General features: G+C 71.2%; 14 protein-coding genes. 3 read left to right on the forward strand and 11 right to left on the reverse strand.

The features are described from left to right. The first annotated feature begins 339 nt into the window (after positions 1–339). Complete coding sequence (locus GGR66_RS20815; protein WP_160968487.1) at positions 340–1,518, forward strand: benzoate/H(+) symporter BenE family transporter; 1,179 nt, start codon at positions 340–342, stop codon at positions 1,516–1,518. 21 nt (positions 1,519–1,539) lie between these two features. On the opposite strand, the gene bphP is transcribed toward GGR66_RS20815, so the two are convergent. The 6 genes from bphP to GGR66_RS20845 all read right to left on the reverse strand — a co-directional run bounded on the left by bphP (position 1,540) and on the right by GGR66_RS20845 (position 10,540). Beyond that, entirely contained in the window at positions 1,540–3,450 is a 1,911-nt protein-coding gene (bphP, locus tag GGR66_RS20820; RefSeq protein ID WP_184450433.1) for a bacteriophytochrome BphP, read from the reverse strand. Next, complete coding sequence (locus GGR66_RS20825; RefSeq protein ID WP_184450435.1) at positions 3,447–4,046, reverse strand: biliverdin-producing heme oxygenase; 600 nt, start codon at positions 4,044–4,046, stop codon at positions 3,447–3,449. The genes bphP and GGR66_RS20825 overlap by 4 nt, the downstream gene beginning before the upstream one ends. Positions 4,047–4,202: 156 nt before the next feature. Then, a complete protein-coding gene (locus tag GGR66_RS20830) occupies positions 4,203–5,453 on the reverse strand; it encodes a TCR/Tet family MFS transporter (RefSeq protein ID WP_184450437.1) in 1,251 nt (416 codons plus the stop codon). Positions 5,454–5,876: 423 nt separating this feature from the next. Continuing rightward, positions 5,877–8,180: a lytic murein transglycosylase gene (locus GGR66_RS21395; RefSeq protein ID WP_326521091.1), complete on the reverse strand. Its 2,304-nt coding sequence runs from the start codon at positions 8,178–8,180 to the stop codon at positions 5,877–5,879. A 167-nt stretch (positions 8,181–8,347) separates the two neighbouring features. Next, on the reverse strand, positions 8,348–10,069 hold the full coding sequence (locus GGR66_RS20840) for a diguanylate cyclase (RefSeq protein ID WP_184450439.1): 1,722 nt from the start codon (positions 10,067–10,069) through the stop codon (positions 8,348–8,350). A gap of 78 nt (positions 10,070–10,147) precedes the next feature. Continuing rightward, entirely contained in the window at positions 10,148–10,540 is a 393-nt protein-coding gene (locus tag GGR66_RS20845) for a YchJ family metal-binding protein (RefSeq protein WP_184450441.1), read from the reverse strand. A 96-nt stretch (positions 10,541–10,636) separates the two neighbouring features. Between GGR66_RS20845 and GGR66_RS20850 the strand changes: the two genes are divergently transcribed. After that, on the forward strand, positions 10,637–11,410 hold the full coding sequence (locus GGR66_RS20850; RefSeq protein WP_160968499.1) for a sulfite exporter TauE/SafE family protein: 774 nt from the start codon (positions 10,637–10,639) through the stop codon (positions 11,408–11,410). Positions 11,411–11,505: 95 nt separating this feature from the next. Here the strand turns inward: GGR66_RS20850 and GGR66_RS20855 are convergent, their stop codons facing one another. From GGR66_RS20855 to GGR66_RS20875, 5 genes are all read right to left on the reverse strand, one after another. Next, complete coding sequence (locus tag GGR66_RS20855; protein ID WP_184450443.1) at positions 11,506–15,306, reverse strand: SbcC/MukB-like Walker B domain-containing protein; 3,801 nt, start codon at positions 15,304–15,306, stop codon at positions 11,506–11,508. A 95-nt stretch (positions 15,307–15,401) separates the two neighbouring features. Further along, on the reverse strand, positions 15,402–16,085 hold the full coding sequence (locus tag GGR66_RS20860) for a DUF4194 domain-containing protein (protein ID WP_184450445.1): 684 nt from the start codon (positions 16,083–16,085) through the stop codon (positions 15,402–15,404). Then, positions 16,072–17,541, reverse strand: a complete 1,470-nt coding sequence (locus GGR66_RS20865; RefSeq protein ID WP_184450447.1) for a DUF3375 domain-containing protein — start codon at positions 17,539–17,541, stop codon at positions 16,072–16,074. The genes GGR66_RS20860 and GGR66_RS20865 overlap by 14 nt, the downstream gene beginning before the upstream one ends. A 31-nt stretch (positions 17,542–17,572) precedes the next feature. After that, positions 17,573–18,172 carry a GTP cyclohydrolase I FolE gene (gene folE / locus GGR66_RS20870; RefSeq protein ID WP_017909619.1) on the reverse strand — a complete coding sequence of 200 codons (600 nt, stop codon included), beginning with the start codon at positions 18,170–18,172 and terminating at the stop codon, positions 17,573–17,575. A 145-nt stretch (positions 18,173–18,317) separates the two neighbouring features. Beyond that, a complete protein-coding gene (locus GGR66_RS20875; RefSeq protein ID WP_160968507.1) occupies positions 18,318–19,667 on the reverse strand; it encodes an MFS transporter in 1,350 nt (449 codons plus the stop codon). 545 nt (positions 19,668–20,212) lie between these two features. Here GGR66_RS20875 and GGR66_RS20880 point away from each other — a divergent pair. Beyond that, positions 20,213–22,321 (forward strand): methyl-accepting chemotaxis protein, encoded by a 2,109-nt coding sequence (locus GGR66_RS20880; RefSeq protein WP_184450448.1) that lies wholly within the window; start codon positions 20,213–20,215, stop codon positions 22,319–22,321. Positions 22,322–22,453: the final 132 nt, after the last annotated feature.

Genomic DNA, 22,453 nt, shown 5'->3' on the forward strand with positions numbered 1-22,453 from the left:
AACACCTTGTTGATCAAGGCCTTGACGCCGCTTCTTCGTCCAAACCCGTAGGCTTTTCCTCGAAGCGAGCCGGCCATATTAGCCGACTTTTTCACGCTGTCAACACCCGATGTTCGCTAGGTGTTTCCGGCCCCGCCTGCCTCTGTCGTGCCGAAGCTCGGCAGTTGCGTAGCGGGCCGCGCAGTTTAATGGCACGGGAAAAAAGGTCAACCGTTTTTTGCGGCTGCCCTGCAGCGCCGCGTCCCTGCCGCGCTCTTCTCTCTATTAGTGCGGACTTGGCACGGCCGACCCCCGGCATTTGGCCGAGAATGCAGCCTGCGCTCCACCACAGGGTTCCGCATGACCGCTGCTGCACGCTCGCTCTGGCGCGACGCTTCGCTGCCCGCGCTGATCGCCGGCTTCGTCACCGTCCTGGTCGGCTTCACCAGTTCGGCGGCGATCGTGTTCGAGGCCGCGCGCAGCGTCGGCGCCTCGCAGGCACAGATCGCCTCGTGGATGTGGGCGTTGGGGCTGGGCATGGGCCTGACCTGCATCGGGCTGTCGCTGCGCTACCGGATGCCGGTGGTCACGGCTTGGTCCACGCCCGGTGCCGCGCTGCTGATCGGCAGCGGCGGCGGCCTGCCTCTGTCCGATGCGATCGGTGCCTTCGTGGTGGTGGCGGTGTTGTCCACGCTCGCCGGCTTCTCCGGGCTGTTCGAACGCCTGCTGCGGCGCATTCCGCTGTCGCTGGCTTCGGCGATGCTGGCCGGCGTGCTGCTGCGCTTCGGCCTCGACGTATTCGTGGCGATGCAGCACCAGCTCGGCATGGCGCTGGCGATGTTCGCCACCTACCTGCTCGGACGCCGCGCCTTCCCGCGCTATGCGGTGATCGCCACGCTGCTGGTCGGCATCGCGGTGGCCGCGGGCAACGGTGCGCTGCATCTGGAGGCGGCGCAGCTGCGCCTGGCACAGCCGGTGCTGGTGTGGCCGACGCTGTCGTGGCAGGCGCTGTTCGGGATCGCACTGCCGCTGTTCGTGGTGACGATGACCTCGCAGAACCTGCCGGGCGTGGCTGCGATCCGCGCGTCCGGCTATGCGGTGCCGATCTCGCCCACCATCGGCTGGATCGGCGTGGTCAACACGGTGCTGGCGCCGTTCGGCGCCTACGGGCTGAACCTGGCGGCGATCACCGCCGCGATCTGCATGGGCCGCGAGGCGCAGGAGGATCCGCAGCGCCGCTACATGGCCGCGGTGTTCGCCGGGGTGTTCTATCTATTGATCGGCGTGTTCGGCGCCACCGTGGCCGCGCTGTTCGCTGCCTTCCCGAAGGAACTGGTGATGGCGATCGCCGGCATCGCCTTGTTCGGCACCATTGGCAACAGCCTGGCGTCGGCCTTGCGCGAGGAACACGAGCGCGAACCGGCGCTGATCGCGTTCCTGGTGACCGCCTCGGGACTGTCGCTGTTCGGCATCGGCGCGGCGTTGTGGGGCCTGCTGGCCGGGGCGGCGACACTGGCGCTGTGGCGGCGCAGCCGCTGAGGCTGCGCTGCCGGACCGGACTCAGCGCGGGTCGCGCAACTGCAGCAGCCAGTGGCTGGGCACGCCGGAGGGATCGGGCAGCGGTTCGAAGTCGAACTGACGGTGCACCGCGATGGCGCCGTCCACCCGCAGCGGCAGGGTGACGTAGGCCGCACGTCCCTGCCGCAGCAGGGTATCGATGCGCTGGGTCTCCGCCAGTACCGCGTCGCTGGCGTACAGCCGCTCCAGATCGCAGCCGATCAGCTCGGCGACCTCGCGCTCGAACAGCGCGGCGAAGGCCTCGTTGACGAAGGCCAGGCGGCTGCGCCGCGGACCCTCGCCGCGCTCGACGATCGCCACCGGCTCGCGCAGCCGCGACAGCGACGTCTCCAGCAGCGCGAAATCCTGCTGGAAGCGCTTGCGTTCCATCAGCTCGATCAGCACCCGCAGGCTGCGTGCCGATTCCAGGCTGATCGGCGACCAGGGCTGCGCGCGCCCGCGCACGGTCTCCTGCCACAGGTCGAAGCTCTTGCGCGGCGACAGCCGCGAGCCGGCGATGTCCTGCAGCTTGGCCAACTGCGGATTGCCCGCCCAGTTGACCGTGCGTACCTGTTCGCGACGGGTCCACAGCAAGGCGCTGCGCGCCTGCGGCATCAGCGGCACGAAGATGAAGCCGGCCGCCAGCGGGGCCAGATCGGCCAGCGCCGGGAAGGTTTCGCCGATCTGGTCCGAGTGCAGGGCGCCGACCGCGTCGTGGCGCAGCGCTTCGTGATGGGTGGACTCGATCTGCTCGCGGATCCGCGCCAGATCCTCGGTCGCCGGCAGCATGCCGTGGCGGGTGACGTGATCGCCGTGGAACACCGCCACGCCGTCGGCATCGACCACGTCGAGCAGGTCCGAGGCCATCTCGTCGAGCATCGGCGCGGTCAGCATCTCGGCGTCGTTGAAGTTGGTGATCAGCTTCTCGCGCACGGTCAGCAGCACCGACTCGGTGCGCGCGCGCGCCACCGCGGTGATCGCGCCGATGCGCCCGGCCAGCGCGCGGCTCAATGCGTCGGCGACATCGCGCATTTCGTGGTTGCAGAAGTACGGGCGGTAGTGGTGGCAGGCGATCAGCCCCCACAGCGCGTCGTTGACCACGATCGAGGCCACCAGGGTGGCGGTGACGCCCATGTTGGCCAGGTATTCCAGGTGCACCGGCGAGACGCTGCGCAGGCTGACGTCGCTCAGGTCCACCGGCGCGCGCAGGCGCGGATGCAGGGTGGGCTGGATCGGCGACGGCACGTAGCCGACGTTGGCGATCTGCCGCACGCGGTTGCGCAGGTACAGCGCGCGGGCCTGGGCGGGAATGTCGCTGGCCGGATAGTGCAGGCCGAGATACGGCTCCAGTTCCTTCGCGCGCGCCTCGGCGACCACATCGCCGTTCCAGTCGTCGTCGAAGCGGTAGATCATCACCCGGTCGTAGCTGATCAGGCTGCGCAGGCTCTTGGCGGCGCGGTGGCAGGCATCCTCGATGCTGTGTTCTGTCTCCAGCCGGCGCAGCACCGGCAGCGCTTCGCGCAAGGTGGCGTCGGCCAGCGGCGCGTCGCGCGGCTCCAGTTCCAGCAGCCACTGCTCCGGATACAGATGCCAGGCGCCGACCCAACGCTGCGTCGAGGCCGCGGCGGTGACCTTGAGTCCGATTTCGACATAGGCCAGGTCGCTGCGCTCTGCCCCATCCGACAGCCGCCGCGTGCGCGGATCCTCCAGCACGAGCAGGGCGTCGTAGCGCTGTCCGAGCAGTTCGTCCAGCGACCGGCCGAACAGGTCGGCGGCACTGGCGCTGGCCTGGACGATGCAACCGTCCTGCGGCTCGATCACCAGCAGGACACCGTGCGGCTGAACCGAGCCGGGGATATGGATCGGCTCGCGCGCGCATGCGTCCATGTCCAGGGGCACGACGATGTCGCTCATGCGGCGATCTCCAGGGCGAAATGGGTATGGAAGTGCGCGAACATGGCACGGGCGCCGTCGACCGCGGCCTGGCGCAGCGGCGCACTCGGCAAGGCCCGCTCCAGGCGCTGCTGGAAATGCCGCCAGGCGGCCGGATCGGCATGGCCGAGTTCGAAATAGGACAGCGCCGGCGCGGCCGTGGGGAGGGTCTGGCGCAGTTGCCGGGCGATCACCCGCCCGCCCAGGCGCGAGCCCTCGACGACATAGAGCATGCCCCAGCGGGTACCGGCCTCGGCTGCCGGCGGCAGCGGTTGCGGCGCCGGCGGGGATGCCTGCAGCGCGTGCAGATCCTGCGCCAGCAACGGCGTGCGTGGCTGGTACTGCCACTGCGCATCGCCGCAGTCACGCAGCCAGGCCGCTTCGCGCTGCTCCCAGCCGGCCAGCACCGCGTGATGGCGACGCAGCACCTGCACGTAGTCGGCCAGCGACAGCGCCGGGTCCATCAGCGTGCGCATCGCCGGCAGGTCTTCCACGGCCTGATGCTGGTGCGCAGTGGACTCGCGCAGCAGGCGCGCAGCGGTCAACGGCAGGGCGGTTCCGTCGGGAGGAGACATCATGCAGGCGACTGGTACAGCAGCCGGCCGGCCGCGACGAAAGAGAGGGCACAGCGTAACAATCGCGACCGCGCGGTGCCAGGCGAGGCCGCATGGTCCATGCCGTCCGTGCCCGCGCAAACTGAGTCGTTCATGCCGTCCGCGCTGTCCGTGCCGCCCTCAGCGACCGGGAACCGCGGCGGCCGGCACGCGCGCGCGCCGCCAGGCCACGATCCAGCCGCCGCCCAGCAACAGCGCCGCCAGCAGCCAGGGCGCACCGGGAAAGTGCAGCAGCGCGCGCGGGCCGATGAAGGCGGCGAACACCCACGCGTAGAGCAGCGGCCCGATCACCCCGGCCAGGCTGACCAGGCTCATCAGCGCGCCCTGGACGCGGCCTTGCGCGTCGGCGCCGACGTGGCGGGTGACGATCGCCTGCGCCGCCGGCCCGGCCACCGCCCACAGCGCGCTGATCGGCACCCCGAGCAGGAACAGCGCGCCGCTGCCGGCCACGCTGTAGATGGCGAAGCCGATCACGCCGCAGCCCAGGCCGAGCAGCAGCGCCCCACGCTCGCCGAAGCGGCGCACCACCCGCGCCACCAGCACGGCGTTGACCACGATGCTGCACACGCCGACCAGGGCCAGCACCCAGCTGACCTGCTTCGGCCCCCAGCCGAAGCGGTAGTCGGCGAACAGCACGAAGATGCTCGGGTAGACGTAGTGCGCCAGGTTGGCCAGGAAGATCACCGCGGCCAGCGCGAACACCTGCGGATAGCGGCGCAGCAGGCGCAGCGCGCCGAACGGATTGGCGTGCGCCCAGTCCACCCGCGCGGTGCGCCGCTCCGGCGCCAGCGATTCGGGCAGCACCCACAGGCCGTAGAGGAAGTTGAGCAGAGCCAGCCCGGCGGCGAACCAGAACGGCGCGCGCAGGTGCAGGCTGCCGAGCCAGCCGCCGAGCAGCGGACCGACCACGAAGCCCACGCCGAACGCGGCGCCGATGATGCCGTAGGCCTGGGCGCGCTTGTCGGCCGGGGTGATGTCGGCGATGTAGGCGTTGGCCGAGCTGAAGCTGGCCGAGAACACGCCGGAGACCATGCGCGCCAGCAGCAGCACCGGCAGGCTCTGCGCCAATGCCATCACCATGAAGTCCACACCCAGCCCCAGGCAGGAGGCCAGGATCACCGGGCGCCGGCCGTAGCGGTCGGACAAGGCGCCTTGCAGCGGCGAGCTGACGAACTGCAGTGCGGCGAACAGGAAGCCGAACCAGCCGACCCACCTGGCGGCGGCGGCGAAGTCGCCACCGGTGAAGCCGCGCACCAGCGAAGGCAGCACCGGAATGATGACGCCGAAGGACAGCACGTCGATCAGCAGGGTGACGAAGATGAAGGCGACCGCGGCGCGGCGCGCGCGGACGGCGGGAGTCGGAGCGTGCACGGCAGGCCTCCTGGCGGACGCGGCAGTGTAATCGGCGCACCTGGTCAGCGGCGCACCGGCGGGTGTCGGAGGTGCGGGAGTGGACCGGGTGTGGTGTCTGCCACACCGTGGTAGCTTGGCGGTTGTCGCGAGAGCAGTTTCAACTGCGGCCGGTGGGGATCATCGCGTCGGGACTGAAGTCCCTCCCACAAAAGCTCGGGGCTGGCTGATTGCATCGGGACTGCACTTCACCCCGCACCAAGCGCCCCCCTCTCCCGCCGGGAGAGGGGTTGGGGGTGAGGGTCCGGCCCCAGCGACAGGGGTGAGTACGGCCGCGGCGACATCGGCCACCGCGCACCAGCCAGTGGCGCTGTCAGCAGCGGGCCGTGGCAGTCGTCCATCCACCGAGCCGCAGCAGGCGCCGCCGCCGCCATCCGCCAGGGATCACAACGCCGCGACGGAGATGGTCTGCTGCAACACGTGCTGGGCGCCCGGTGCCAGTTCGATGACCTCGGGCCCGGCATTGGCCGCCTCCAGGCACACGAACTGGCGCCAATGCGGGCCGACGTCGGCCATCTTCTGCGCGCCGGCCTCGCCCGGATTCCATGCCACCAACGTGCGGCTGCCGGTGGTGGCGATCTCGATGCGGCGCTGCAGGCCCGGGTCCAGCAGGGTGTAGCGGCCGCCGGCCTCGGTGTAGATGCGGTCGCTGCGGCCGGGATCGCGCGGATCCTGCAGGCTCCAGTCGCCGTGCTGGCGATGCGGCGTGGCGTAGTTCTCGAACTTGTCCAGGTAGTCCAGGCCGTCCAGGCCCTGCACGCGCACCTGGGTGGCGTCGGCGACACGGAAATAGTTGTGCAGCGCCTGGGTGAAGCGGGCCGGTGCGGTACCGACATTATCGGTGACCAGGCGCTGCTCCAGGGTGGCGCCGATGCGCAGTTGCATGCGCAGGCGCAGCGGCAGGTCGTCGAAGTCGGGCGGCGCCAGGGTCAGGACCAGGCTGCCGTCGGCCTCGCGCCGCGCGTCCTGCAATTGCCAGGGCACGGTGCGCACGAAGCCGTGCGCGGGCACGGCGTCGCTCTGGCCTTGGCGGCCGAAGTACGGCCAGCACACGGGGGTGCCGCCGCGGATCGGGGTCGGCGTGGGCTGCGCGCTCGGCGACAGCCACAGCGCGTCGGTGCCGCCCTTGGGCACGAACGACAGCACCTGGCCGCCGAACAGGCTGATCGCGGCGGTGGACTGCGGGGTCTCCACCAGCAGCGAGGGGTAGCCGTGGAAGTCGCCTGTGCTCAGGCCGGGGACGTCGGACATGGGGTGGATGCTCCGTGGCGCGGGGGATTGGGCGAAGGCCGGGTAGGCGGCCGGCAGCCGGAACGCGGTGGGCGGCGTGCCGCCGAACGGCGTGGTTGCGGGCGGGGGTGTGGGTGCCGGCGTCGATGTGGGTGCGGGTGCGGGCGAAGAGGCCGGTGCAGGCGGCTGCGACTGCGGCGGCGTGGCCGGTGTCGGCGCGGGTGTCGCGGGCGCGCCACCGGCCTCGCGGCGCAGCGCGTCGAGGATGCGTTGCCCGGCGCGGCCGTCGGCCGGCTGCAGGCCCAGGCGCTGCTGCTCGGCCTGGATCGCGCGACGGGTGGCGGTGCCGATGGCGCCGTCGGCCTGGCCGATGGCGTGGCCGCGCGCCAGCAGCAGGGTCTGCAGTTCGCGCCGCTCGGGGCGGCCCAGGCCGGGGTCGTCGGTCGGCCAGGCGGCGACCAGCCCGGGCTTGCCGCGCAGCCGGTCGGACAGCAGCGCGATCGCCAGCGCGTAGCTTTCGGCGGCGTTGTAGGCGTAGATCGCGTCGTAGTTGCGGAACACCAGGAATGCCGGGCCGTGCACGCCGGCCGGGATCAGCACCGCCGCCGGCGTCTGCGCGGCCAGCGCCGGCAGCGCGCTGCCGTCGGCGGCGGTCAGGCCGCGCGCACGCCAGTCCGACAGCGGGCGGCGCTGGGTGCGCCCGGCCAGCGCCGGGTCGAAGCCCGCCGGCAACTTCACTTCCAGCCCCCACGGCTGGCCGCTCTGCCAGCCGGCCAGCTTGAGATAGTTGGCGGTGGAGGCCAGCGCATCGGGAATGCTGGCGACCAGATCGCGGCGGCCGTCGCCATCGCCGTCCACGGCGACGCGGGCATAGGTGCTGGGCATGAACTGGGTATGGCCGAAGGCGCCGGCCCAGGACCCGGTCAAGCCCTCGGGCCGCAGGTCACCGGACTGCAGCAGCTTCAGCAGCGCGAACAGTTCGCTGCGGAAGAACGGCTGGCGGCGGCCTTCGCAGGACAGGGTCAGCAGCGACACCAGCAGCGGACGCTTGCCGGAGATGCGGCCGTAGTCGCTCTCCACGCCCCACACCGCGACCACCGTCTCCGGGTCCACGCCATATTTCTGCGCCACCTGCGCGAGCAAGTCGCGGTGCGTGGTCAGCATGGCGCGGCCGTCGTCGATGCGCTGGCTGTCGACCAGGCCGGCCAGGTAGTCCCAGATCGGCGTGGTGAACTCGGGCTGGGCGTCGAGCAGCGGCAGCACGCTCGGGTCCGGCTGCAGGCCAGCGGTGAAGCGGTCGAACGCGGCGGCGGTCACGCCGCTCTTGGCCGCCGTCGTGCGCAGCGTGGACAAGCAGCCGACGAACGCGGGGTCGGGCGCCACCGGCGGCGGCGCGGGCAGGGTCTGCGCGGCGGCGCAAGGCGCGGCCAGCAGCAAGGCCCAGGCGAAACGCTTCATCGGAGTTCCTCGCCAACAGCAGGCCGGACATCATAAACAACCGTGGGCAATGGCTGCTCACGTGGCCGGATGCGCCCGCGCGGTGGCGGTCTTGCAGGGGTCGCGGGCCGGTGTGGAGTACGGTCGCCACCCGCACTGATCCCGACGCGCTGCGACACGGCGCGCATTCAATGCACGGCGACCATGCGGTTGCGGCCGCCGCTCTTGGCCGCGTACAGCGCCTCGTCGGCACGCTGCACCAGGCCGTTGGCATCGTCGGCGGGGCGCAGTTGGACCACGCCGATGCTCACCGTCGGCTGCAGTTCGGGAAACGCCAGCGCGGCCTGGACACGGAAGCGCTCACGGATGCGTTCGGCGATCGGGGTGGCCTGCACCGCATCGAGGCCGGGCAGCGCGATCACGAATTCCTCGCCGCCGTAGCGGCCGATCAGGTCGTCGCCGCGCAGCTCCGCGCGCAGCGCCTGGGCCAGCGCGCGCAGGCCGTCGTCGCCGGCACGATGGCCGTAGCGGTCGTTGAGCCGCTTGAAGTGGTCCACGTCCAGGAACATCAGCGCCAACGGTTGCCGCCGGCGCCGGCTGGCCTCTTGCAGCGCGGTCAGGCGCTCGTGCCAGGCGCGGCGGTTGAGCAGGCCGGTCAACGGATCCAGGTCGGCCAGTTGCCGCGCCTGGTCGCGGTCGCGGCGCAGCGAGGCACTGCGCTCGGCCAAGCCCAGCGACAACACCAGTGCCTCGAACGCGCCGGCCGCCAAGGCGGCCTCTTCGCTCCAGGTCCAGTGCGCCACCATGCCGAAGCCCTGCAGGCTGCCGAGCGCGGTGACCACGAGCAAAGGCGTCCAGCCGAGCAGGAACAGCCGCGCATAGCGCGCGCCGCGCCACGCCGCCGCCACGGCGACACCAAGCAGCAGCGGTCCGCCGAGGATCAGCAGCGGGTTGACCAGCGCCCGGCCGAGCGCGTCCAGCCACGGCAGCGGCAGCAGCGCCGGCAGCGCGACCAGCGCCACCAGCAGCGCATAACCGCGCAGCCAGCGCCGCGCGCGCGGCAGGTACTGCCCCAGGTCGGCGAAGCGTTCCAGGAACAGCACCGCCGCCACGATCGACGTGGCGACGCCCAGACGACCCCAGAAACGCGCGGCCTGGCCGAGCGTTTCCAGGCCCAGCGGATGCACCACGTAACCGGTCTCCAGCGCCATCACCAGGCCGTAGCCGAGCACGTAGACGGCGTAGTACAGGAACGTCGTCTCGCGCAGGCGCCAGGCAAACACCAGCGCCATCGCCGCCATGCTCAGCATGATCGCGAAGCTCAGGCTGGCGACCACCAGCCAGCGGCCGTCCTGACGCAGGTAGTCGGACTCGCTGCGCAGCTGGAAGCGCAGCGCACCCGCCATGACCCCGCGCTGGTCCACCCACAGCCGCAGCGATTGCCCGGCGGGTGGGGCGACGTCGATACGGAAGCCGAGACGGCCATTGCCGGGCAACGCCTGCGGGTCGTCGCGCATCAACCAGCGCTGCCGCGGCGCCGCGCCGGCCACCGGCGCAAACAAGGTGACCCGCTGCAACGCAGGACTGGGCACCTCCAGCACCCATGGCGCCGGCGGCCATTGCCCCTGCGCCGGCGACAACAGCACCCAGACGCCTTCCTCGCCGCCTTGCAGCTTGGTCAACCGGCTCGGATCGAAACGCTGCAGGGCCGGATCGGTGGGAGATGGCGGCACCCCGCGGTCGGTCGCGGCGACCGGGCGCCAGGCGCCTTCCAGCGCCGGCATGGGCGTGGGCGTGGGCGCCGCCATGGCGCCCTGGCTGGCGAGCAGCAGGCAGCCGCACAGGACTGCGTGGCCATGGCGACGCCAGCGGCGCAACCGGGCGAAGCGCGCGGGAAACACGAAAGGCATCACGACGGCAGGCTCGGCGAACACGACAACCCGTCTCGGCCAGCGGGCGGAACTCCGATGCCACACCTGGCCATGGCGTCAGTCCAGCGCGTCCAGGTAATACCAACGCCCGTCCTCGCGCACGAAACGGCTGTGCTCGGTCATGCGCACGGCGCTGCCGCCGCCGATGCGATAGCGCGCCAGGAAGGCGACTTCTGCGCTGTCCGCGCCGGTCTGCAGCACGCGCTGCACGGTAAGGCCGAGCCAGACCGTGCGCGGGTCGATCTCCACCTGCGGCGGGCAGGTCGACGGATGCCAGCTCGCGCGCAGGTAATCGGCATCGCGGCGCACGTAGGCGCTGTAGCGCGAGCGCATCAGGCTTTCGGCATCGGGCGCGGCGGCGCCGGCATGGTACGGCCCGCAGCACTGCGCATAGTCGCGCGGACGGCCGCAGGGGCAAGGATCGGCAAGGCGCGGGGCGGACGGAGGCATGTGCCGATTGTGCCGGCTGCGGCGACCCAGCGCACGCCGCGCACGCGCCGCGGCCGGTGGCGGCTATGCTTGCGGCCCCTTGCGCGGAGCGCCGGCGTGCTCGAGTCGATCCCCACCGAACTGCCCTGGCTGCTGTGCATCGCCTTCGTCGCCGGGCTGGTGGACGCGGCGGTGGGCGGCGGCGGCCTGATCCAGTTGCCCGGGTTGTTCGCGACCTTGCCGCAACAGGCGCCGGCGGTGGTGCTGGGCACCAACAAATTCAGTTCCATGGCCGGCACCGGCGTCTCCGCCTGGCGCTATGCGCGCCATGTGCGCCTGCCGTGGCGGCCGGTGCTGTACGCGACCGCCGCCGCGTTCGTGTTCGCTTTCCTCGGCGCCACCGCGGTGAGCCTGCTGCCGAAACAGGCGGTGCGGCCGCTGATCCTGGTGCTGCTGATCGCGATGCTGGGCTACACGCTGGTCAAGAAGGACTTCGGCGCGCTGCATCGCCCGCGCCATGTCGGCCGCCGCGAACTGGCGATCGCGCTGGCGATCGGCGCAGCGATCGGCTTCTACGACGGCTTCTTCGGCCCGGGCACCGGCAGCTTCCTGATCTTCCTGTTCATCCGCTTCTTCGGCCTGGATTTCCTGCGCGCGTCGGCCGCGTCGAAGGTGGTCAACCTGGCCACCAACCTAGCGGCGCTGTGCTTCTTCGTGCCCAGCGGCAAGATCCTGCTGGCCGCGGCGGTGCCGATGGCCGTGGCCAACGTCGCCGGTGCGGTGACCGGCACGCGGCTGGCGCTGCGCGGCGGCACGCCGCTGATCCGGCAGTTGTTCCTGGTGCTGGTAGTGGTGCTGATCGGCAAGATGGGCTGGGATTTGCTGCACTGAGTGCCGCGCGCGGCGCTGTACGGTCGCCGCGTCCCTGCCCTGCCGCCGTGCTGGCGAGCGCACGCGCCGATGAGCACGTGCGGCGCCAGCGCGGCTCAGCGGCCGCGGCGTTTGGCGCTCGCGGGAGACACCTTGGGCACCGCCGCCTTGGCCGGCTTCGCAGGTGTGCTGCCTGCGGCGGCTTTCGCGGTCTTCGCCGACGCCGACCGCGTGGCCGGCCGGGTGGCCGTGGACGCAGGTGCCACGGCCGCGGCGGCCTTAGGTGATGTCTTCGGGGCCTTGGCCGCAGGTGTCGCGGCAGCGGTGCGGGCGCGTTTGCCGGGCATCGCTGGCGGCGCCTTGCGCGTGGTCGGTGGCTTGGCGGCGCTATCGCGGCCAGCGCGCGCCTTGCCGGACGCGCGCGCCGGCGCGGCGACGTCTGCGACGGGATCCGCGGTTGCGGCAGCAGCCGGCGGCGGCGGCAGATCGGCGCCGGCCTGGTCCACCACCTCGGCCGATTCCACCGCAGGTGTCGTCGCCTCGTTACGGCTGCGCTCGGGCAACTTCAACCGGTGCGCCTGCTCGTCGTATTCGATCAGCAGCACGCCGGAGTTGTGGCGGCCGCTGATCTCGACGAAACAGGCGCCGCCGATGAACGGCTCCAGCGTCATCACCGATTTCAGCGGCGTGGCCACCACCATCTGGAAGCCGAAGTTCTCGAAGATGTTCATCGCCAGCGCGGTGAACTCGTTGTCGGCCTTGTCGAAGGCCTCGTCCAGCACCACCGCGGCGTAGCGCGGCAGTTCGCCGTCCTCGCCGCCGAGCTGGTAGCGCAGCGCCGCGGCCAGGCAGGTGGTGGCCAGCTTCTGGCGCTGGCCGCCGGACTTGCCGGCGCCGCTGCGGTAGATCTCCACCTGCGTGCGGCTGTCGGCATCCAGTTCCACGCCGACGAACTCCACGTGCTGGCGCACGTCCAGCACCTGCTCGCGCCAGCGCCGCAGCTCCGGCTCCTGCGCGCCGAGCCGCTGCACCAGGCCGCGCAACATGGCGAACTGCGCCTCGGCCAGCGCGCGGTCCTCGGTCTGCTGGTGGCCGAGCACCGCGCGCAACTGCTGCTGGAACTCCTGCACCTCGAGCAGGCGCCGGTCGCTGACCTCGATGGTCAACAGGGTGCCGCGGTTGAACGGCACCTGCTCCAGGCTGGCGTTGACCTCGTCCATGCGCTGCTTGATCGCCTTGTGCGCTTCGGCGGTGTAGCGCTGCAGGGCCAGCAGGTTGTTCTTGCTCTGGGTCTGCAGCAGGTCGAAGAAGCGGCCTTCGTGGCGCGGCAGGCCGTCGCTCTCCAGCCGCTGCAGGCGCGCCAGGAAATCGTCGGCGCTGGCCAGGCTGACGGTGAAGTCGCCACTGTCCTCCGGCCACTGCTGGCAGTAGCGGCGGAAGCAGTCCAGCACCTGCTGGCTCAGCCGCGCGTCCTGCGCCTGGCTCTGCGCCAGCTGTTCGCCGAGGCCGCGCTCGACGCTGCGCAGATGCGCTTCGAGGTTGTCCAGGCTCAACGGCGGCAGCGCCGCCAACCGTGCGTCCAACCCCGCCACCTGCGCCGGGCCGATCACCGCGGTGGCCACGCGCGCGGCGCAGGTCTCGCGCTGCGCTTCCAGGCGCGCGCGCTCGCGGCTCAGCTGCGCGCGCTCCAGGCGCACGTCCTCGTAGGTGCGGCGGGCCTGGTCGCGACGCGCGCGGACGGTGGCGATCTGCTCGCCCAGCGCGCGCAGCGCGGTGTCGCCCTCGCGCAGCTGCAGCAGTTGCTCGGCGATATCGCTCAGGCGCTGCAGCTTGGGCGCGACGTCGATTTCGTCCCACTCGCGCTCGGCCAGGGTGTGCGCGGCCAGTTGCCGGCCCTGGTCCTGCTCGCGCTGCTTGCGCAGGGCGGCGACGTCGGCATCGCAGGCGGCGATGCGCTGCGCCAGGGTCTGGCCCTCGCGCTCGAAGACCTTGAGCTTGTCGCGGTTGTCGTAGCCGAGCAGCCAGCGCTTGCGGTCGCCGACGGCGTGGCGGTCGTCCTTCTCGTAACGGTCGCCCGGATGCTTGACCTGGCCTTCGCGGGTGATCGCGCGCTCGGCGTCGCGCAGCTGCGCCACGGTGTCCACGCAGGCGTAGTCGAAGCGCCGCGCCAGTTCCTGGCGCAGCCACGGCGCGTAGGCGTGGTCGCGCAGCTCCAGCTTGCGCAGCAGCGACTTGGCATCGGGCTCGCGGTGCTGCAGCGGCGCGTTGTGGCGTACCCGGAAATACACCAGGCGGGTGCCGAGCTGGGTCTTGTTGACCCAGTCGGCGACGCTGGCGTAGTGGCGCTCGTCGACCAGCAGCGACTGCGCGAAGCCGTGCAGCACGCGCTCGATCGCGCCGCGCCAGGCAGCCTGGTCGGCCTCCACCTGCACCAGTTCGCCGACGAACGGCAGGGCCGCTTCGGACAGGCCGGTCTCGGCGCACAGCCGCGCGCGCAGCGCCTGCATCGGCGCGGGAATGCTCGAGGGCGCCTTCAGCAGCGCCTCGATCTCGGTGCGGATGACCGCGAAGCGGCGTTCGTCCTCGCGGCGCTCGGCCATGCGCTCGGCGATCGCCTCGTCCAGGCTGCTGGCCTCGCCGGCGACGCCGTCGCGCAGCGCGCGGGCCTGCGCCACCTGCTCGGCGAAGCCGCTGGCGCTGCCGGCCAGGCCCATGCCGAGCTGGCGGCAGGCCTGTTCGACCTGACTGCGGCGGCGCATGCGCTCGTCACGCTCGCGCTCGACGCGGCCGTGCTCGCGCTCCAGCGCCTCGACCTGCTCGCCGCCCTGCGCGCGTTGCTGCGTCTCCAGCTCGGCCAGGGTCTGCTCGTGGTTGTCCAGTGCTTCGCGGCGCGGCCCTTCCTCGCCGGCCAGGCCGCGGTCCTGGGTGTCCAGTTCCTGCAGGCGCGCGTCCAGCAGCGCCAGGCGGCGCTGCTCGCGGTAGCCGTCGATGCCCAGCTGCAGCTCGCGCAGTTCGCCGACGCCGCGCCGCAGCGCCAGCAGTTCGGCGTGGTAGTCGCGTGCCGGGGTCAGGGTCTGCACCTGGCGCCGCGCGGTGACAACCGCGTGATGCGCGCCGTCGAGTTCGGCGAAGTCCTCGACCAGGCGGTCGGCCGCCTCGAAGGTGCGCGGCTCGTCGAGCATGAAGCTGCGCAGGAAGGCGTTGAGATCGCCCAGGTTCTTCGCCGACTGGGTCTTGTGCAGCAACCGCAGCGCCATCTCGTTGCCGATGCCGAGCAGCTGGCGGAAGCGCTCGGCGTAGCCGGCGAAGCTGTCGAAATGGTGCACGTCCTCGCCCAGGCGCAGCTTGAGTCGGCGCAGGTCCAGGTCGAAGCCGTCCAGTTCGGCGGCCACGTCGAAGCCGCGCGGCACCACCATGTAGTGCTTGCGCACGTCGGCCGCGGCGGTGCCGCTGCCGGCGATCCAGAACAGCCGCACCAGGCTCACCGCCTGGCCGTGCGCGTTGCGGTACTCCAGCGCCAGCGCCGACCAGGTCGCGCCCTTGCGCAGGTACTGGGTGGCGATCTCGCCGGAGGCGCTGTCCTGCTGGTCGGCCCAGGCGCCGCGCACGTAGGAGACCAGGCTGCGGTCGCGGCCGCTGCGTTCGGCCTCGCGCGCGGCGGCGTTGAAGTCGACGATGCTCGGTGGCGTCAGCAGGGCCGACATCGCATCGAGCAGGGTCGACTTGCCCGAACCGGAGCGGCCGACGAACAGGAAACCCTTCTCGGCGATCGGCACGTCGGTGAGGCCGTTGAAGGTGCCCCAGTTGTGCACCTGCAGGCGGCGCATGCGGTACTGCTGCGCGCGTTGCTCGGCCAGGGTCTCGGCGAACAGGGACGGAGCGACGGGGACGGTGGACGATTCGGACAGGGACGTCATCGGGAACTCATCGGAAAACGGGGACGGCCGCCATGGCGGCCAGCGCACGGCGCCGGGGCGACGCTAGGCGCGGGCGACGCGCGGGCGCAGGCCGGTCATGGCGCCGCCTCGGCCGCGCCGTCGCGCAGGCCGCGGTAGGCCGCCGCCAGCGCCTGCACGTCCTCGGCCGAGAACAGCAGCTTCAGCGCGGGCGAGACTTCGTAGCGGTCCTCGCTGCCGCGCAGCTTGGACAGCAGATGGTTGTCGCGCATCTTGGCGATCGCCGCCAGTACCCGCCGGGCGAAGCCGGCGCGGTCGGTGGACACGTTCTTCTCGTACACCGTCAGCACTTCCAGCAGTTGCGCCTCGTCGACCACCGCGCGCTCGCCGCGGGTGTCGGCCTCGGCCAGTTGCTGGCGCAGGAACAGCAGCAGCACCGACTCGATGAAGGTCAGCGGCGCGGTGCGCAGCAGCGCCGGGGTCTCCAGCTCGCCGGTGTCGGCCTGGCGCGCGAATGCCACGCCGCCGTCGCGGTCCAGCACCAGCTCCAGGAACAGCTCGCTCAGCACGCGGCGGATCGCCACCTCATGGCGCAGCAACGCCTGCCATAGCGGGCCGTGCCGGTAGGCATCGACGCTAGGGCCGGACAGCAACTGGCACAGCGCACGGCGCGCTTCCAGCGGCAGGCTGCCGCTGTCGCCGGCGAACAGCGTAGTGCCGGCCTCGGCGGCGGTGGCGGCGGCCGTGGCGACATCGCCGGCATCGGCCTGGTGGCCGTGGAATTCGTCAGACCAGTTCATTGCGTTTTTCCTTGGTGAACCACACCAGCGGGATGCGCGCGCGCCGCAGCTGGCCGTCGCCGCCCTCCCATTGCACCGCTTCCCATTCGCCATCGACGACCACGCCGTGACGGGTGCCCAGCGCCAGGTAGCCGATCACGCTGCCCAGGCCCTGCGCCGCCGGGCGCTGCCGCAGCGCCTCGCCGATGCTCAGCTGCGGCTGCCGGCCGAGCAGGTCGTGCAGGTCGTTGCGCAGGCCGCGCAGATCGATCTCCGACTGCGCCACCAGGTCGCCGACGCTGTCCAGCGAGATCGTCGCCGCCTCGGCCGCCTGCACCCGCCCGTCCACCTGTTGGCTGCGCGGGTCGTGCAGGCGCCACTGCGACAGCGAGCGCAGCCGCGCGCTGCTCAACGGCAGCACGTAACCGGTGGCGGCGGTGGCGTGCAGGTGGTCGCGCAGCTGCAGCGCCTCGCCCTGCGCCTGCTTCAGCAACTGGTTGAGCCGGCGCTGCTCCAGGTAGCCGCGGCTCTGCACGAACCCGCGCAGGCTGCGCGCGAAATGCTGCATCACCTCGTGCACCTGGCCGCCGCGTTCGAGCAGGGTGCCGGTCAGCCCGCGCAGGAAGGCGCGTTCGTGTCGGTCCAGGCGGCGGGCGAAGCCGCGCGCCAGCAGCGCCTCCAGCGCCGCGTCCAGTTGCACGCTCTGCTCGGCGTCGTTGAGCAGGCTCCAGAACGCCTGGAAACTGCGCCCGGCCTCGCTCTCGCCGATCACGTCGATGCCGGCGAACAGCTTCTCCAGCACGTCGCCGCGCGCGCCCTCGTCGTCGATGATGCGCTCGCGGAACTCGCGGTTGAGCCGTTCGAAATCGTCGCGGACGCGGCGGAAATCCTCGGTCAGGTCGTCGGACAGGCGGATGATGTCGCGGGTGCGTTCCAGCGCGCGCTTGCCGTCCAGCGCGGCCAGCTTGCCGGCGGCCACGCGCTCGATCTCCGCGTCCAGGCGCTCGCGCTCGGCGCGCAGCGCCGCCAGGCGCGCGTCCGGATCGGTCTCGGTCTGCCCGGCCAGTTGCACCAGTTGCTGGATCACCAGCGACAGCCGGCTCTCGGTGGCCACGCTGGCGCTGTCGCGCACGCCAGCGATGAAGCGGATCGCCTGCGCCGCCTGCCGCGACAGTTCATATTCTTCCTGCGCATCGCCCTCGGGCAGGCGCCGCTCCAGCCAGCCCTGCGCCAGCCAGTGCGCCACGTAGGCCTGCGCGGTGCGCGGCAGTTCGCGCGACAGCTCGTCGTCCTTCAGCGCATCGAGCTGGCGCTGCAGGCGCTCGTGCAGCACGTCGGCCGGCAGCCGCCGCTGGGCGTCGCCGAGCAGGGTCTGCAGCAGGCCGATCAGCTCCGGGGCATGGTCGGCGGCGAGCAGCTTCCACAACGGCTGTTCGCGCAACTGGCGATAGCCGGCGATCCGGACATGCGGCTTCATGCAGGAACCGACCGCCACCGCATCCGCAGATTCAGCGCACGCGCTCGATGAAGCGCAGGAACTCGGCGCGGGTACGCGCGTCCTCGCGGAAGGTGCCGAGCATCTTCGAGGTGACCATGCTGACGCCGCGCTTGTGGATGCCGCGGGTGGTCATGCACTCGTGCGCGCCTTCCACCACCACGCCCACGCCCAGCGGCTGCAGCACGTCCTGGATGCACTGGGCGATCTGAGCGGTCATCTTCTCCTGCACCTGGAAGCGCCGCGCATAGGCCTCGACCACGCGCGCCAGCTTGCTGATGCCCACCACCTTGCCGCGCGGCAGGTAGCCGACGTGGACCTTGCCGATGATCGGCGCCATGTGGTGTTCGCAGTGGCTTTCGTACTCGATGTCGCGCAGCACGATCAGCTCGTCGTAGCCTGCCACTTCCTCGAAGGTGCGCAGCAGGTACTCGCGCGGGTCGGCGCGGTAGCCGCTGAACCAGTCGCCATAGGCTTCGGCCACGCGCCGCGGGGTGTCCAGCAGGCCCTCGCGGGTGGGGTCTTCGCCGGCCCAGCGCAACAGGGTGCGCACTGCGTCTTCGGCCTGCGCCTGGGTCACCGGGGGAGTGGAGCTATTGTCGGAATCGGCCATGGGGGAACGCCCGTGAGGGGGCTGCATGGTACCCGAGTCGCCCGGCAGCCGCCGCATGGCGGCCCCCGCGTGGCGGGGCGACCCGGCCGCTACCGGGTGCGCCGTTCAGCGTCCTTCTGCAGTGCCCGGGCCGACGCGGCGCCGGTCAGCGCGAACGCGTCCGCATCTCGCCCTCGTGGTCGAGCCAGTTGGACCCCTTGTTGGTCAGGAAGAACATGTACACCACCAGCGACACCGCGATCACCGCCGTGGCGTACCAGACGAAGGTGGTGACATGGCCGGTCTTCAGCGAGGCCTGGTACAGCAGCGGCGCGGTGCCGCCGAAGGCCGAATTGGCCAGCGCATAGCCCAGGCCCACACCCAGCGCGCGGATGTGGGTGGGAAACAACTCGGCCTTCACCACCGCGTTGATCGAGGTGTAGCCGGTGAGGATGACGAAGCCGGCGGTGAGGATCGCGAACGCGCTCAGCCAGTCGCTCTGCTTGGGCAGTTCCAGCACCAGGAACCAGGTATAGAGCACGCCGCCGATGCCGAAGAACACCAGCAGGGTCTTGCGCCCGATGATGTCCGACAGCCAGCCGCCCACCGGCTGCATCAGCATCAGCACGATCAGCGCGACCAGGTTGATGATGGTGCCGGCCATCAGGTCGTCGCCGGCGAAGGCGGTCTGGATCATCTTCGGCCCGGTCACCGAGTAGGTGTAGAACGCCACGGTACCGCCAGCGGTGATCAGGAAGCACAGCAGCAGCGGGCGCCACTGGTGCACGAACAGCTCGCGCAGCGAGCCGGAGGACGTGTCCTTGCCCTGCTTGGCCGCGGCGATGGACTCGGCCGTCAGCGACTCGTCCATCGTGCGGCGCAGCCAGAACACCACCAGCGCGCCGATACCGCCCAGGCCGAAGGCCACGCGCCAGCCCCATTCGGAGACCTGGCCCTTGTCGAAGAAATGCAGCATTCCCAGCAGCACCGCCTGCGCCAGCACGTGGCCGCCGACCAGGGTGACGTAGTGGAACGAGGACAGGAAGCCGCGCCTCCCGGGAATCGCCGCCTCGGACATGTAGGTGGCGCTGGTGCCGTATTCGCCGCCGGTGGCGAAACCCTGCAGCAGCCGCGCCAGCAGCAGTACCGCCGCCGCCCCGCTGCCGATGCTGGCCACGGTCGGCGTCACCGCGATCAGGAACGAACAGGCGGCCATCACCGACACCGACACCGTCAGCGCCAGGCGGCGACCGTAGCGGTCGGCGAAGCGGCCGAAGTACCAGGCGCCGATCGGCCGCATCAGGAAGGTCACCGCGAAGATCGCCCACACGTACAACGTGGCGTTCTTGTCCTCCTTGGAGAAGAACTGCGACTCGAAGTAGGTGGCGAACACCGAATAGACATAGACGTCGTACCACTCCACCAGATTGCCGGCCGAGCCCTTGAGCGTGTTGGACACCGAGCGGCGCAGGCTGCCCGGTGCGGCGGCGGCGGACGAAGAGGTGGATGCACTCATGCGGCGGGCCTCGTGGATGGACGTCACGGAGTATAGGCATACACGTGCAAGGATCCTGTCGCGGCAGCGCGTGTGCCAGGCGCGCGCGCCTCATTGTGCCTGCGGCGCAGCGAATGCCTTGCCGTACCTGCCCGAGCGATCGGGGCGGTAGACCTGGCGCTTGCCCGCGGCAAGCATGTCGCAAGTGCTGGAGATGCGCTTGACCTGTGCCTGCGCCTGCTTGCCGCGCCGATCCAGAACACCGCGCCACGGCGGTCGATATGTTCCAGGCGGCGCGAGCCGGGCCGTGCCGGTCGCCGCCGCGCCGCGCACGGCCTGACGTGGCCGGCGGCCATCGCCACGCAGACAGGCACCCCATCACGTTCCCCGCGCTTGGCCACGGGCGCCAAGGCCCCATCCCTTCAGTTCGACCGGGCAACGCCGCTATCCATGCGCCGGCCCGGGGACCAGCGCCCTGCGCGCGTCACGCGGGCGCAGGCAACCTGCCTGCCCGTCCGCCGTCACCTACCGTCGATCCCTCTTCCTTCCCCCACTCCCCCGATCCCATGCACGCCCTTTCGAATCTGCGCATCGGCCAGCGCCTCGCGCTCGGCTTCCTCACGATCATCGTGCTGATGGTCCTGCTCACCGTGGTCGGCATCCAGCGCGTGCACAGCATCGACCGGCGGCTCACCGCGATCAACGAGGTCAACAGCGTCAAGCAGCGCTACGCGATCAACTTCCGCGGCAGCGTCCACGACCGCGCCATCGCCTTGCGCGACGTGGTGCTGCTGGACGATGCGGCCAGCCGGCAGGCGACCGAGCAGACCATCGACAAGCTGGCCGGCGACTACGCGCGTGCCGCGCAGCCGCTCGACGCCCTTCTGGCCGCCTCCACCGACGCCCAGGAGAAAGCCATCCTGCAGCGCATCCAGGGCATCGAACAGCGCACCATGCCGCTGATCGCGCAGGTGCGGCGGCTGCGCGATGCCGGCGACACCGTGCAGGCGCAGGCGCTGCTGCTGCAGCAGGCGCGCCCGGCCTTCGTCGACTGGCTGGCCAGCATCAACGCCTTCATCGACCTGCAGGAAGCCAAGAACCGCCAGGCCGCCAAGGAGGCGATGGCCACCGCGCGCGGCTTCGCCCTGCTGATGATCGGCTGCACCGTGCTGGCGCTGCTGCTGGGCTCGCTGATCGCCCTGTTGCTCACCCGCCGCGTGGTGCGGCCGCTGCGGCAGGCGCTGGGCCTGGCCGAGCGCATCGGCGCTGGCGACCTGAGCAGCCCCGACACCGCCACCACCCACGACGAGGCCGGGCAGTTGCTGCGCGCCATGCAGCAGATGCAGCGGCGCCTGCACGAGGTGATTTCCGCGCAGCGCGAGATGGCCGCGCGCCACGACGCCGGCGCCATCAGCTATCGCATGGACGCACAACGCTTCCCCGGCGAGTACGGGCGCATGGTCGCCGACACCAATGCCCTGGTCGATGCGCACGTGCAGACCCAGCTGCGCATCACCGAGGTGATGGGCCGCTACGCCATCGGCGACCTCAGCCAGGACATCGCCCACTATCCCGGCGAGAAAGCCGCGATCACCGCGGCGATGCAGCAGGTCAAGCAGAACCTGCACGCCATCAACGTACAGATCCAGACCCTGGCCGAGGCCGCCTGCGCCGGCAATTTCGCCCACCGCGGCCAGCCGGAGAAGTTCGAACACGCCTTCCGCATCATGGTCGAGAACCTCGACACCATGATGGCCACCGCCGACGCCAACCTGGCCAAGTTCTCCGCGCTGCTGCGCTGCATCGCCGACGGCGACCTCACCGTGCGCATGAGCGGCAACTTCCACGGCGTGTTCGCCGCCATGCGCGACGACGCCAACAGCACCGTGCACCGCCTGACCGACATCGTCGCGCACATCCAGCGCACCACCAACAGCATCGGCTTCGCCGCCGAGGACATCGCCAGCGGCAACCAGGAGTTGGCCAAGCGCAGCGAACAGCAGGCGGCCAGCCTGGAAGAGACCGCCGCCTCGATGGAGGAGCTGACCTCCACCGTCAAGCAGAACGCCGAGCACGCCCAGCGCGCCAACCAGCTGGCACTGGGCGCGGCCGGCGTGGCCAGCGAAGGCCGCGACGTGGTGGGCCAGGTGGTGGAGACCATGGATGGCATCCAGGCCGCCTCCAAGCGCATCGCCGACATCATCGCGGTGATCGACGGCATCGCCTTCCAGACCAACATCCTCGCCCTCAACGCCGCGGTGGAAGCCGCACGCGCCGGCGAGCAGGGCAAGGGCTTCGCGGTGGTGGCCGCGGAGGTCGGCACGCTCGCGCATCGTTCGGCCGGCGCCGCCAAGGAGATCAAGACCCTGATCGACGACTCGGTGCAACGCGTCGCCCACGGCGCCACGCTGGTGCACCAGGCCGGCGCCACCATGGACCAGGTGGTGGCCAGCGTGCAGCACGTCACCGACCTCATGGGGCAGATCTCCGCCGCCTCGCACGAGCAGGCCAACGGCATCGCGCAGGTCAACCAGACCATCGCGCGCATGGACGAGACCACCCAGCAGAACGTGGCGCTGGTGGAAGAAGCCAGCACCGCGGCGCGCTCGCTGGAAGAGCAGTCGGCGCAGCTCACCCAGGCGGTGGAAGTGTTCAAGGTCGGCGCCTACGTCTGACCTGCGGGAGCCGCGCCGCCACGTTTCCCACGCCGATTCGCGGCGCGGGCGACCCGCTGCCGCCGCGGGCCGGCAGCGCCCTAGCGCGTGAACGGCAGGTGTCGGCCGATGCCGGCCGTCGCATCGGCTGCC

Source organism: Xanthomonas sp. 3498 (assembly GCF_014199795.1).
GTDB classification, from domain to species: Bacteria; Pseudomonadota; Gammaproteobacteria; order Xanthomonadales; family Xanthomonadaceae; genus Xanthomonas_A; species Xanthomonas_A rydalmerensis.